This window comes from Streptomyces sp. SPB074 (genome assembly GCF_000154905.1).
GTDB lineage: Bacteria > Actinomycetota > Actinomycetes > Streptomycetales > Streptomycetaceae > Streptomyces.
Map to the genome: position 1 here is coordinate 1,044,072 of NZ_GG770539.1, position 12,575 is coordinate 1,056,646.

At 73.3% G+C, this 12,575-nt stretch carries 13 protein-coding genes; 8 read left to right on the plus strand and 5 right to left on the minus strand.

What is annotated here, in order from left to right:
• From SSBG_RS04265 to treZ, 5 genes are all read left to right on the plus strand, one after another.
• Nucleotides 1–760 (plus strand): carbohydrate ABC transporter permease (locus SSBG_RS04265; protein ID WP_008744991.1); only part of this gene is annotated, 760 nt, incomplete at its 5' end.
• Nucleotides 757–1,674: a carbohydrate ABC transporter permease gene (locus SSBG_RS04270; protein ID WP_008744992.1), complete on the plus strand. Its 918-nt coding sequence runs from the start codon at nucleotides 757–759 to the stop codon at nucleotides 1,672–1,674. The genes SSBG_RS04265 and SSBG_RS04270, both read left to right, overlap by 4 nt.
• Nucleotides 1,674–2,981 (plus strand): ABC transporter substrate-binding protein, encoded by a 1,308-nt coding sequence (locus tag SSBG_RS04275; RefSeq protein WP_008744993.1) that lies wholly within the window; start codon nucleotides 1,674–1,676, stop codon nucleotides 2,979–2,981. The genes SSBG_RS04270 and SSBG_RS04275 overlap by 1 nt, the downstream gene beginning before the upstream one ends.
• A gap of 92 nt (nucleotides 2,982–3,073) precedes the next feature.
• On the plus strand, nucleotides 3,074–3,463 hold the full coding sequence (locus SSBG_RS04280) for a hypothetical protein (RefSeq protein ID WP_234010353.1): 390 nt from the start codon (nucleotides 3,074–3,076) through the stop codon (nucleotides 3,461–3,463).
• A gap of 233 nt (nucleotides 3,464–3,696) precedes the next feature.
• Nucleotides 3,697–5,448 carry a malto-oligosyltrehalose trehalohydrolase gene (treZ, locus tag SSBG_RS04285; protein WP_008744995.1) on the plus strand — a complete coding sequence of 584 codons (1,752 nt, stop codon included), beginning with the start codon at nucleotides 3,697–3,699 and terminating at the stop codon, nucleotides 5,446–5,448.
• Between the two features lie 60 nt (nucleotides 5,449–5,508).
• Here treZ and SSBG_RS04290 read toward each other — a convergent pair whose 3' ends face one another.
• Nucleotides 5,509–6,636 (minus strand): M24 family metallopeptidase, encoded by a 1,128-nt coding sequence (locus tag SSBG_RS04290; RefSeq protein ID WP_008744996.1) that lies wholly within the window; start codon nucleotides 6,634–6,636, stop codon nucleotides 5,509–5,511.
• 66 nt (nucleotides 6,637–6,702) lie between these two features.
• On the minus strand, nucleotides 6,703–7,152 hold the full coding sequence (locus SSBG_RS04295; protein WP_008744997.1) for an ATP-binding protein: 450 nt from the start codon (nucleotides 7,150–7,152) through the stop codon (nucleotides 6,703–6,705).
• 145 nt (nucleotides 7,153–7,297) lie between these two features.
• Here SSBG_RS04295 and SSBG_RS34225 point away from each other — a divergent pair, with 145 nt between their 5' ends.
• Both SSBG_RS34225 and SSBG_RS04310 read left to right on the plus strand, forming a co-directional pair.
• Nucleotides 7,298–8,974, plus strand: a complete 1,677-nt coding sequence (locus tag SSBG_RS34225; protein ID WP_008744998.1) for a Scr1 family TA system antitoxin-like transcriptional regulator — start codon at nucleotides 7,298–7,300, stop codon at nucleotides 8,972–8,974.
• Nucleotides 8,975–9,018: 44 nt separating this feature from the next.
• On the plus strand, nucleotides 9,019–9,300 hold the full coding sequence (locus SSBG_RS04310; RefSeq protein ID WP_008744999.1) for a hypothetical protein: 282 nt from the start codon (nucleotides 9,019–9,021) through the stop codon (nucleotides 9,298–9,300).
• Between the two features lie 10 nt (nucleotides 9,301–9,310).
• Here the strand turns inward: SSBG_RS04310 and SSBG_RS04315 are convergent, their stop codons facing one another.
• Nucleotides 9,311–9,880, minus strand: a complete 570-nt coding sequence (locus SSBG_RS04315; protein WP_008745000.1) for a TetR/AcrR family transcriptional regulator — start codon at nucleotides 9,878–9,880, stop codon at nucleotides 9,311–9,313.
• A 94-nt stretch (nucleotides 9,881–9,974) separates the two neighbouring features.
• On the opposite strand from SSBG_RS04315, the gene SSBG_RS04320 reads away from it, so the two are divergent.
• Complete coding sequence (locus SSBG_RS04320) at nucleotides 9,975–10,436, plus strand: nuclear transport factor 2 family protein (RefSeq protein ID WP_008745001.1); 462 nt, start codon at nucleotides 9,975–9,977, stop codon at nucleotides 10,434–10,436.
• A 44-nt stretch (nucleotides 10,437–10,480) separates the two neighbouring features.
• On the opposite strand, the gene SSBG_RS04325 is transcribed toward SSBG_RS04320, so the two are convergent.
• A complete protein-coding gene (locus SSBG_RS04325) occupies nucleotides 10,481–11,059 on the minus strand; it encodes a GNAT family N-acetyltransferase (protein ID WP_008745002.1) in 579 nt (192 codons plus the stop codon).
• Nucleotides 11,060–11,211: 152 nt separating this feature from the next.
• The coding region (locus tag SSBG_RS04330; RefSeq protein WP_106429301.1) for a family 43 glycosylhydrolase at nucleotides 11,212–12,575 on the minus strand (1,364 nt) is incomplete at its 5' end.

A 12,575-nucleotide genomic window follows, 5' to 3' on the forward strand; every position in this document is an offset into this window, starting at 1 on the left:
GTCGGGCAGCGCGCGCGGCACTTCGCTCACGGGGCTCGACAACTTCGCCGCGCTGCGCTGGGACGCGCTCTTCTGGGACTCGTTCCGTATCGGCCTGACCTGGGCGCTCGCCGTCACGGCGCTCCAGTTCGCCCTGTCGCTCGGACTCGCGCTGCTGCTGGACCAGAATCTGCGCCTGCGCTGGCTGGCGCGGACGCTCGCGCTCGTGCCGTGGGCCATGCCCGAGGTCGTCATCGGCATCATGTGGCGGCTCGTGTACCACCCGGACGCGGGGCTGCTCAACACGACGTTGCGCGACGTGGGCCTGACGAGCGGCCACACGGACTGGCTCTCGGATCTCTCGCTCGCGCTGCCCGCCGTGGTCGCGGTGGGGGTGTGGGCGGGGATGCCGCAGACGACGGTGGTGCTGCTCGCGGGGCTCCAGAACGTGTGGCCCGAGCTGCGCGAGGCGGCGGCGCTCGACGGGGCGGGGATGTGGCGGCGCTTTCGCTCGGTGACGTGGCCGGCGCTGCGCCCGGTCGCGGTCGCGATCACGGCGCTCCAGTTCATCTGGAACTTCAATTCCTTCGGTCTTGTCTACGTGCTGACCAATGGGGGGCCGGGCGGGAAGACGCGGCTGCCGATGCTCTTCGCGTACGAGGAGGCGTTCCGGTACGGCCAGTTCGGCTACGCGGCGGCCATGGGGCTCGTGATGATGGCCGTCGTCGCGGTGATCCTGGCCGTGTTCCTGCGCGGGCGGCTGAAAGGGGAGGACCAGTGAGCGGTTCCGTTCCGGCGGGGCGGCGCGCGGGGGGTACGGGAGTCCCGGCGGGCGGGCGTACGGCCGTTCCGGCGGGGCGGCGCGCGCGCCGTGCCGCGGGCCGCACCGGCCAGTACCTCGCCCTGCTCTGCTACCTCGTGTTCCTCGCCTTCCCGCTCCTGTGGCTGCTGTCCACGGCCTTCAAGTCGCCGCGCGAGCTGGGCTCCGTCGATCCCTCGTGGCTCCCCGCGCACCCCACGCTCGCCAACTTCCGCGCCGCCTTCGACCAGCAGCCGCTGCTGCGCTCGGGCCTCAACAGCCTGCTCGTGGCGGGCTCGGCCGCGCTGATCTCGGTGGGTGTCGCCGTTCCGGCCGCGTACGTCCTGGTGCGCTACCGCTCGCTGCTCGGCAGGCTCGGCACGGGCTGGGTGCTCGTGAGCCAGATGTTCCCCTTCGTGCTGATCATCATCCCGCTGTTCCTGGTGCTGCGGAGCGTGCGTCTGGTCGATTCGCTGCCGGGTCTGGTCCTCGTGTACGTCGTGTGGAACCTGCCGTTCGCGCTGTGGATGCTCCAGGGGTACGTACGGGCGGTGCCGCCCTCGCTGGAGGAGGCAGCCGCCGTGGACGGTGCCGGGCGGTGGCGCACGCTGCGGAGCGTCGTGCTGCCGCTGCTCGCCCCGGGGCTCGTCGCGACGCTGATGTTCTCGTTCGTGACGGCGTGGAACGAGTTCTTCTTCGCCCTGGTCCTGCTCAAGTCCCCGGAGAAGCAGACGATGTCCGTGATCCTGACCCACTTCATCGGCGCGGAGGGCGCCGCCGACCTCGGCCCGCTCGCCGCCGCCGCCATCCTCGCGACGCTGCCCAGCCTCGTCTTCTTCGGCCTCCTGCAACGGCGGCTGGCGAGCGGAATGCTCGGCGGGGCGGTGAAGGGCTGATGCGGCGCCGTACGGTTCTCGGGGCGGCGGCCGTCGCCTCCACCGGACTGCTGTCCTCCTGCGGTTCGGGCGGTGACGACGACGGGCGCCCGACGCTCGACTTCCTCTCGCTCGCCTGGCAGGCCGAGTCGGTCGCGGCGAACAAGGCCCTCGTGGCGGAGTGGAACCGCGCCCGCCCGGCGGTCCGGGTCCGCTACGTGCAGGGCTCGTGGACGAACGTCCACGACCAGCTGCTGACCTCCTTCGCCGGGGGCGCGGCGCCCGACATCATCCACGACGAGGCGAACGATCTCACCGACTTCGGCCACGGCGGCGACCTCGCGGACCTGAGCGACCTGCTCCCGGCGGACCTGCGCGCCCGCGTCCCCGCCGCCTCCTGGGACACGGCCCGCTTCCGCGGCGGCCTCTACGGCGTGCCGTTCCTCCAGGAGCCGCGCGTCCTGATCGCGAACCGCGCCCTCCTCGCCGCGGCGGGAGTGGCACCACCCACCGCCGAACACCCGTGGACGTGGGACGAGTTCGCCGACGTGGCCCGCGAGCTGACGCGGCACGCCAAGGGGCGCGAGAGCCGGTACGGCGTCGTCTGGGCGATGAAGGAACCCGTCAACCAGACGGTCAACATGGCGCTGACGACGGGCGGGCGCGTCATCCACCGCGAGGGGGACCGCACGCGGGTCCGTTTCGACGCGGCGGACTCGGCGGTCGCGGAGCTGATCAGGCGGCAGGTGCGGGACGAGCGCAGCGCCCCGGCGAGCGGGCTCGGCATGGGCGGCGGCGACACGCTGCCCGGCTTCTTCGCGGGCCGGTACGCGATGGTCCCGCTCGGTTTCTCGTACCGCCAGCAGGTCAGCCGGCAGGCGCCGAAGGGCTTCGACTGGGTGACGCTGCCGCTGCCCGTGGGGCGCGGGGCGCCGGACGGGGGCCGCGCGCAGGGCGTGAGCCCGCAGACGCTGTCGGTCTCGCGCGCCTGCCGCCACAAGGAGGCCGCCGTCGCGTTCCTGGCCTTCCTGACCCGTACCGCCTCGCTCACCCGCCTCGCGCGCGGCGACTGGCTCCTGCCCACCGGCACCGCGTCGCTGCGCGACCCGTCCCTGAACACCGAGGAGAACGGCTGGCGGACGGGCGCGCGCGTCGCACGGCACCTCGTCGCGTCCCCGGCGCTCGGCGCGCGGGGCTACCCCGAGTGGATGGACAAGGTCGCCACCCCGGCCCTCCAGCAGTACTACAGCGGAGCGATCGGCCTGGACACGCTTCGTACGAAACTCGTCCGCGACGGCAACCGCGTCTTCGACAGGTACCGGGACTGAGGGACACGTCCCGGGGGCGTGCGCGGCCCTCCCGTGGGCACCCGATGGTGCATCACCGCACGCACGACCAACGCACCACCCTGGAGGGCGAGATGACGCAGACGAAGACGAAGAAGGCGTCCGGCACGACGGGCAAGAAGTCCGCCTCGGCGGCCGGGAAGACGGTGGGCGGCAAGGCGAAGACCTCCTCGGGCAAGAAGGCGGCGGGCAGCGCCCTCGCGCAGAAGGGCTCCGGCAAGAAGGCGACGCGCTCCGGCTCCGCCTCGGCGGCGGGGAGGACGGTCGCGGGCTCGAAGCCGACGAAGGCCGAGAAGAAGGCGGCGGCGAGCGCGCTCGCGCAGGCCCCGGCGACGAAGAAGAAACCGGGAAAGAAGATCCTCACCGCCGCCGCGAAGACCCTCGCGGACCGCAAGGCGAGCAAGAAGGCCCGCTCCGAGGCGGCGGGCACGCTGGCCCGCGCGGCGGCGGCGGCGATGCGCTGACCCACCCCGTACCCCCACTACGCGCGTCCCGTACCCCCCACCACCCGCGCCCCGGCCCCCGGACCGGGGCGCGGGCCCGTCCCGGCTCGTCACCCCTCGGCGGGTGGCCGGGCCCGACACAGCGCCCCTGCGAAAAGCTCCCCGAATCCCGCTGATCTGCGCCACCATGGACACCGAGCGTCACCGATCGGCGCCAGCCCGGTGTTGTTGCCTCCCCCGACCAAGGAGATCCGGTGCAGTTCTCAGTGTGGGCCCCGCAGGCGAAGCGACTCGCCCTCCAGGTGGAGGAGTCGGCGCACGGGATGGAGCGTGACCCCACCCGCCCCGGCTGGTGGACGGCCGAGGCCGAGGCCGGGGCGGGGGCGCGGTACGGCTACGTGGTGGACGGGGCCGGACCGTACCCCGATCCGCGCGCGCGGCGGCAGCCGGACGGGCCCGACGGGCTCAGCGCCGTCGTGGACGGGGGCGCGTACGCGTGGCGGCACCCGGAGTGGACCGGGCGGGGGCTGCCGGGCGCGGTCCTGTACGAGATGCACGTCGGGACGTACACGCGCGAGGGCACCTTCGACGCGGCGGCCGAACGCCTCCCGCACCTCGCCGAGCTGGGCGTCACGCACGTCGAGCTGATGCCCGTCTGTCCCTTCCCTGGGACGTGGGGGTGGGGGTACGAGGGCGTGTCGCTGTGGGCCGTGCACGAGCCGTACGGCGGGCCCGAGGGCCTCAAGCGGTTCGTGGACTCGGCGCACGGGCTCGGCCTCGGTGTCGTGCTCGACGTGGTGCACAACCACTTCGGCCCCTCCGGGAACTACCTGCCGCTCTTCGGCCCGTACCTGACGGACCGGCACAGCACCCCGTGGGGCGCGGCCGTCAACCTGGACGCGCCCGGTTCGGACGAGGTGCGCGCGTACCTGCGCGAGAGCGCGCTCGCCTGGCTGCGGGACTACCGGATCGACGGCCTGCGGCTCGACGCCGTGCACGCGCTGCGTGACGAGCGCGCGCTGAGCTTCCTGGAGGAGCTGTCGGGCGCGGTCGCGGAGCTGGCCGAGTCGACGGGCCGCCCGCTCTTCCTCGTCGGCGAGTCCGACCTCAACGACCCGCGCCTCGTCACGCCCCGTACGGAGCACGGTCTCGGTCTCGACGCGCAGTGGAACGACGACTTCCACCACGCGCTGCACACGACGCTCACCGGCGAGGCCCAGGGCTACTACGCGGACTTCGCGCGCGAACCGTTCGCGGCGCTCGCCAAGACACTGACCGGCGCGTTCTTCCACGACGGCACGTACTCGTCCTTCCGGGGCCGCCACCACGGCCGCCCCGTGGACCGCGCGCACGCCTCCGCGCACCGCTTCCTCGGCTACTCCCAGACCCACGACCAGGTGGGCAACCGGGCGCGCGGCGACCGCCTGAGCGCGGCGCTGGAGCCGGGTGTGCTGGCCTGCGCGGCGGCGCTCGTCCTGACCTCGCCCTTCACGCCGATGCTCTTCATGGGCGAGGAGTGGGGCGCCTCGACGCCGTGGCAGTTCTTCACGGACCACACCGATCCGGAGCTGGCGGAGGCGGTGCGGCGCGGGCGCAGGCGCGAGTTCGCGGAGCACGGCTGGGCCGAGGAGGACATCCCCGACCCGCAGGACCACGCGACGCGCGAGGCCTCGTGCCTGGACTGGGCGGAGCTGGCCGAGGAGCCGCACGCGCGCCTCTTCGCCTGGTACCGCGCGCTCATCGACCTGCGGCGCACGCGCCCCGACCTCCAGTCCCCCGACCTGACGGCCGTGAAGACGGCGTTCGACGCGGAGGCGGGCTGGTTCGCGGTGCGGCGCGGGGACGTGCGGCTCGCGGTGAACCTGGGCGCCGGGCCGGTCGACGTGCCGGTCGAGCCGGGCCCGGTGAAGGTCCTCGCGGCGTGGGAGGACGTCGCGGAGCCGGACGGCGGCGGGACGGTGACGGTACCGGGGCGCTCGTGCGTGGTGCTGGCGGAGGACGCCTGAGCGGCGGCGGAATCCCTCCGCGCGGCGGGCGGGCGCCCACCCGCCTCGCGGAGGGGCGGCTCAGTGGACGACGGCGAGGTCCCGCGAGGTCTTGTTGAGCCGTTCGCCGCCGGTCTCCGTGACCGTCACGATGTCCTCGATGCGGACGCCGAAGCGGCCCGGGAGGTAGATGCCCGGCTCGACGGAGAAGCACATGCCCGGGACCAGCTCCCGCGTCTCGCCCTCGATCATGTACGGCGGTTCGTGCGTCGTGACGCCGATGCCGTGCCCGGTGCGGTGGATGAAGTACTCGCCGTACCCGGCCGCGTCGATCACGGCGCGCGCGGCGCGGTCGATGTCCTGGCACGTCGCGCCGGGGCGTACGGCCGCGCAACCGGCCTCCTGCGCGCGCCGCACGATGGCGTGCACCTCGCGGACCTCGGCGGAGGGCTCGCCGACGCTCACGGTGCGGGTCGTGTCGGACCCGTAGCCGTGCTTGAGGCCCCCGAAGTCGAGGACGACGGTGTCGCCCTCCTCGATGACCCGCTCCCCCGCCTCGTGGTGCGGGTTCGCGCCGTTGGGGCCGGAGCCGACGACGGTGAAGTCGACCTGCGAGTGCCCGTGGCCGAGGAGCAGCGCGGCGAGGTCGGCGGCCACCTCGTTCTCGCGGCGCCCGGCGAAGCGCACGGTCTTGATCTCCTCGTACGTGGCATCGGCCGCCTCGGCGGCGGCGGCGAGCCGGGCGAGTTCGGCCTGGTCCTTCACCGCGCGCAGCATCGGCAGCGCCTCGGTGAGCGAGGCGAAGGCGGAGCCGCGCAGGGTGCGCTGGAGGTGGAGGAGGTGCAGCGCCCAGGCGTTGTCGCTGACGCCGAGCCGGCCGCCGAGCGGGAGCAGCGGGACGACGAGCTGGTAGGGGTCCTGTCCGTCGCGCCAGCCCTCGAAGGTGAGCGCCCCCGCGCCCGGGGCCTCCTCGGCGTCGGGCGCCTCCAGCGCGGGCACGACGAGGACGGGTTCGCGCCCGGCGGCCAGCACGAGCATCGTGGCCCGCTCGGTCACTGCGGGCACCCGGTAGCCCGTCAGCCACTCCATGTCGGGGCCGGGCGTCACGACGAGCCCGTCGAGCCCGGCCGCCTGCGCGTTCCCGGCCGCCCGCCGCATCCGGCTCTCGTACTCGGCGGAGGTGAAGGGGTCGGGGGTCTCGGTCGCCATGGGCTCGCCTTTCGCGGTACGGGTACGGCGAGCGCCAGCGTACGGGGGCGGTGCGGGGGCGTCCGCTCAGAGCACGCCGTCCACGGCGAACTCGGCCCGTACGGTCTTGCCGACCGGCCCCCGGTCCACGACCTCCCACCGGTCGGCGCACGCGTCCACGAGCACGAGCCCGTAGCCGCCCTCGGCGAGCGGCCCGCGCGGCCCCGGTGGCACGGGCGGCCTGCGCTCCCCGCGCGCGTCGGCCACATCGACCCGCAGCACGCCCTCCGTGACGCGCGGTTCCGCCCGCACCTCGAAATCCCGCCCCGGAACCTTGCCGTGCGTGACGGCGTTGGCGGCCAGCTCCCCGACGACGATCTCGACCCGCCGCACGAGAGGACTCCCGCTGCCGAGCCCCCACGTCCCGAGTTCGTGCACGACGAGAAGCCGCGCGAGCCGGGCCCCGAGCAGCGTGGAACTGAACCGCTGCACGAAGGGGGCGGGGGCGGACGGGCGGGGCGTGTGAGTGGTGGTCATGGCGGTAAGGCTGACGCCCCGACCTGGGCGAAGACCATACTCCGCACTCGTACGGTGGGTGAGCGTACGAGTGCGGGGAGGGGACAGTGCGAGCGGTACCACCGCACCATGGGTGGCGAACGAACAGTGACGAAAGGGCCCTTGGATGCCCAGGATGATGACGGCGGGCGAGCCCGAGCGCTCGGAGGTGCTGCTGGCTTTCGGCGCCGTGCTCAAGAGGCTGCGGATGCTGCGGGAACTCACACAGCAGGAGTTCGCCGAGCGGGTGCGCTTCTCCTCCGCCACGGTCTCCTCGATCGAGCAGGGACGCCGGATGCCGCCGGAGGACTTCATCGAACAGTCCGAAGCGGTGCTGGAGGCGCGCGGCATCCTGGAGGCTTTCGTGCCGTACCTCTCACGCAGCCGGGGGATGCCGAGCTGGTACCAGGAGTGGGCGGCCATGGAGCAAACCGCTCTCGGCGTTTACACGTACGAGTCCCGCCTTCTGCCCGGAATCCTGCAAACCCCGGCATACATTCGCGCCCTGCTGCGCGCCGTCCCGCCGACGCCCCGTCAAGAGGTGATCGAGGAACGGGTCGAGAGCCGTCTCGCGCGGCAGGAACTCCTCAGCACCAAGCGCGACCCGCCCACCACCTACGGCTTCGTGATCGAGCAGAGCGTGCTGGACAGGGGGTTCGGCGGAGTGAGCGTGGCGCAGGAGCAGTTGACCCACCTGCTCGACATCATCCGGGACAACTGGAACGTGTCCGTGCAGATCATCCCCCGCTACCAGCCCGAGCACGCCGGTCTCGACGGCCCCGTGCACCTCATGGAGGCGGCGGACCATCGCTGGCACGCCTACACAGAGGGCCAGTTGAGCGGCGCGCTCAGATCCGACCCCACGCCGGTGAGCCCGCCTCAAACAGCGCTACGCGAAGTTGTCGGCGCAAGCCTTCAGCGAGTCCGACTCGAAACGACTGATCGAAGAGATGCGAGACACGGCATGAGCACCCTCACCTGGTTCAAGAGCACCTACAGCAGCTCGGGCGACAGTTGTGTAGAGGTCGCCCTCACCCCGGCCGTCATCCACATCCGCGACTCCAAGGACGTCACGCGCCCCGGCCTCACCGCGAGCCCCACCGCGTGGACCGGCTTCCTGGAGAATCTGCCGCGCTGGGCAGCGCCGTCCGCCACGCCGGAGCCCTTCGTGAACCGTGCCGCCTACTGGGACCTCTACAAACCCTCCGCGCCCCACGGCGCCCCGCCCGATCCCCTGCCGGTCGGATGGACGCCCTACGCAGGGCACGGGCCCGGCGTGGAGTTGCTCGGCGGGCCGCGTACCGCTCTCGAACTCGGGTCCGGGGAGGGGCGGGAGGCGGCGTGGCTCGCGCGCGGCGGAGTGCGGGTGACGGGGGTTGACGTGTCGCCCGTGCAGGTCGGGCGGGCGCGGCGGTGGTGGGCGGGCGTCGGAGGGCTCGACTTCGTGTGCGAGGACGTGGAGTCGTACGTGGCGCGGACGGAGCGGGTGTGGGACGTCGTGTACTCGATCTGGGGGGCCGCCTGGTTCTGCGACCCCGCGTCCCTCTTTCCCTTGGTCCGCCGACGGCTCGCGCCTGGCGGACGGTTCGTGTTCTCGCACGGGGAGACGGCGGCGGGGCTGTACGGGCCGGAAATTCTGCGCCGCCGCGCGGACGTGGCCGGCGTGCCGCGGTGGGGTTACCCGCCGCAGGAGTGGGAGGCCCTGCTGAAGGCCGCCGGGTTCTCGGCCGCCCAGGTCGAGGTGGTGCCGGGGCCGGAGGGCGGGCGCGGGACCGTCGTCGGCGTGGGGTGGGCCGGCCCGTAACGTCGCCCGGGCGGGGTACCCGTCGGGCATGACGACGACACAGCATGGACCGCGCAAGGAACCCCACCGCCCTCGGCCCCCTGGAGCCCGGTACGCCGCAACGCGTCGCCGCGCGGCGGCGGGTCTGGGACATCGCCTGGACGGCGGCCTGCACGCTGTTCGCGCTGTGGGCCGTGCTCGGGGCGGTCGGTGCCGTGCGCGGCGCGGCGAACGCGTGGTGGTGGTGCGGCTGCGGGGCGGTGCTGCTCGTCCTCGCGCTGTGGGCCCGGCGCTCGGCGCGGCGGAACGCGCTGCGGCCCGTGCGCGGCGGGGACGAGGGCCGGTAGGCCGGGCGCCTCAGGGACGGTCGAGGAGCGTCGCGACCGTCGTACGGGCGTGGCGGGCGGGGGCGGGGTCGCCGGTGATGCCGGCGGTGACGACGGCGCCCTCGGCGAGGAGGTAGACCGCTTCGGCGAGCGCCGGGGCCCCGGCCGCTCGCGCCCAGGTCTCGATCTGCTCGCGGAACGCGGCCTTGTGCGCGCGGACTTCGGCGCGTACGGCCTCGGAGGTCGCGCCGAGTTCGCCGTGCACGTTGATCCAGGCGCAACCGCGGAAGCCCGGCTCGGTGAACCACTCGGCGAGCCAGTCGAAGACGGCGAGGACGCGGGCACGGGGATCGGCGCATCGCTCCACGTGGGCGGCGAGCGCGCCGCGCCAGCGCCGGTCGCGCTCCCGCAGCACCGCGACGAGGAGGTCCTCCTTCGCGGCGTGGAAGCGGTAGATGCGCTTGAGCGGGAGGCCGGAGGCCGCGCGGACGTCGTCCATGCCCACGGCCTGGACGCCCCGCTCGTAGAACAGCTTCTCCGCCGCGTCCAGCAGGACCCGGTGGTCCCGCAGGCTCTGCTCCTGGGTGATCGGGGCCGGCATCCGCGGCGCCTCCTTGACGTAGAGAACGATCGTTCCCTACTTTAGGGCACGTCGATGGAGAACGCACGTTCTTGACGAGTCGAGGAGATCCGCCGTGCCCGAAGACCGGCCGCCGTACCCGCCCTTCACCCGTGAGACCGCCCTGCGCAAGGTCCAGGCCGCCGAGGACGCGTGGAACACGCGCGATCCCGAGCGGGTCGCCCTCGCGTACACGCCGGACTCGGTGTGGCGCAACCGCGACGTGTTCGTGCGCGGCCGGGAGGAGATCGTCGCCTTCCTCACCCGCAAGTGGGAACGGGAACGGGACTACGCGCTCCGCAAGGGCCTGTGGAGCTTCGAGGGCGACCGGATCGCGGTCCGTTTCCAGTACGAGTGGCGGGACGCGGAGGGCGGGACCTGGCGGAGCTACGGCAACGAGCTGTGGGAGTTCGCCCCCGACGGGCTCATGCGGCGCCGCGAGGCGAGCATCAACGACGTGGCCATCCCGGCGGCCGACCGCCGTATCCACGGGCCCCGGCCGGAGGCCGAGCGGGGGATCGACTTCCCGCTCCAGTAGGGGCCTCCGGCGAGGGCGGACGGCGAGGGCCGCGCGGGCGGCCCTCAGCCCGTCGTCCCCCTGCCTTCCGCGCGCTCCCACTCCGCCCGCGTGAGCGCGTACTCCACGTCCCCGTGCTCCGAGCCCTCGATCACCTCCGGCCACTCCTCGGTGAAGTGGCGGAGGAAGGTGAGGCCGCACTTCTCCATCACGCGGCGGGACTTCGTGTTGACGGTCATCGTCTGGGCCGTGACGCGCAGGACGCCGAGGTCCGTGAAGCCCTTGCGGATCAGGGCGCGGGAGCCCTCCGTGGCGTAGCCCCTCCCCCACGCCTCCCGGCGCAGGCGGTAGCCGAGTTCGACCTCGGCGGGGCTGTCCTCGGCCAGGGGGCGGAGGGCGAACCAGCCGAGGAACGCGCCCGATTCCCGCTCCTGCGCGGCCCAGTGGCCGCGCGTGCCGAGGCCCGGGTAGTCGTGGAGGAGGCGCGGCAGCGTGCCGGTCCGGATCTCCTCACGGGTCGTGGGACGGCCTCCGTTGAGGAAGCGCGTCACGGCCGGGTCGTTGTCCAGGGCGAGGAGGTCGTCCGTGTCGGCCTCGGTGACGGCGCGGAGGGTGAGGCGGCCGGTCTCCAGGAGGATGCGCATGGCCCGATCCTCGTCAACGACGATCGTCTTCCACCACGGGATTACGGGTCGGCCCGACGACATGACAGCGCGGCGGGACCGGGCCCGGCCGGGCCGCGTGGGCTCCGCGCGAAACGCGGCCCCCGTGTGGCCCGGCCGGACCGGACACCCCGTCAGATCGTCCAGACCTCCGCCCTGTCCACGCCGACGAAGGCCGCGCCGGACTGGCCGTCGCGGTCGCCGGTCACCCGGACGCGCAGGGTGTGCTTGCCGCTGGGCAGGCGGGGGCTCAGGTACTGGAGGTTCTCGCCGGTGCGCGGGGTGCCGTAGTAGTCGAGGCGTTGTTCGGCGCCGCCGTCGATGCTCACCGCCGCGTAGCCGTTGCCCGTGTCCCGTACGGAGAGCAGCGCGATCCTCGTGCCGGTGAAGGTGTACGTGGCGGTGTCGCCCGCCGTCGCGCTCCAGTGGTCGTCGCCCCAGAAGCACTGCGCGCCGCAGCCGGTGCCGGAGTTCCAGGTGCCGGTGTAGGCGAGGGAGCCGGCGCCGCTGGAACGGCCGTCGTCGTTGATCCAGTAGGCGCCGGGGCCCGGATCGCCCGAGGGCAGGTCCTGCGTCGCCCCGGTCGCGAGCGGGACGCCGAAGTCCGGGCTGCCGTCCGCCTTCCAGCCGATGCGCTGCGCGCGCGTCGTGCGGTTGCTGTAGGTGTTCACCGACGTGGACTTGGCGTGGTAGACGATCCAGTCCTCCTTGCCGTCGGGGGACTCGAAGAGGGCGTGGTGGCCGGGGCCGTAGACGCCGCGGTCGTCGGCGCGCGAGAAGACGGGCCCCTGGTGCTGCTGCCAGGTGCCGGGCACGAGCGGGTCGGCGCCGTCCGGGAGCGACATCATCCACAGCTGGTAGTCCGGCTTGCCGGTGTCGCACGTGGAGTACGTCATCCAGGTGCGGCCGTTGCGGTACAGGAACTCCGGGCCCTCGCGCACCTCGGGGCAACCCCCGGCCGCGTTCAGCGCGACGGCGTTGCCAGAGACGGTGTACGGGTTCGACAGCGGGGCGATGTTGAGGCCGTTGTGCTGGTACTGGTTGATGCCGCTGTAGGCGAGGTAGAGGCGGCCATTGACCTGGAGGATGCCGGGGTCGATGGCGAAGTCGTTCGCGTGGTTGGGCGGGGCGAGCTTCGCTTTGAAGTGGTACGGGCCCGTCGGGTCGTCCCGGTCGGACTCGGCGACGAAGACGCGGTGGTGGTCGTCGGTGCCGTCGTCGGCCGTGTAGTAGAGGTACCAGCGGTCGCCGAAGCGGTAGAACTCCGGCGCCCAGATGTGCTGGTTCCGGCTCGCGTCGGTGTCGGTCCAGACGGTGACGGGGTCGGCCGTCAGGAGGGTGGCCAGGGACGGGGAGCGCCACATCTTGACGCTGTTCCCCTGCGTCGTCGTCAGGTAGTAGTTGCCGTTCCAGTGCGTCATGTACGGGTCGGGGCCGGTGTTGAGCGGGTTGCGGAACGTTCCGGCCGCGGTCGGGGCGGCGAGGGAAGCGGCCCGGG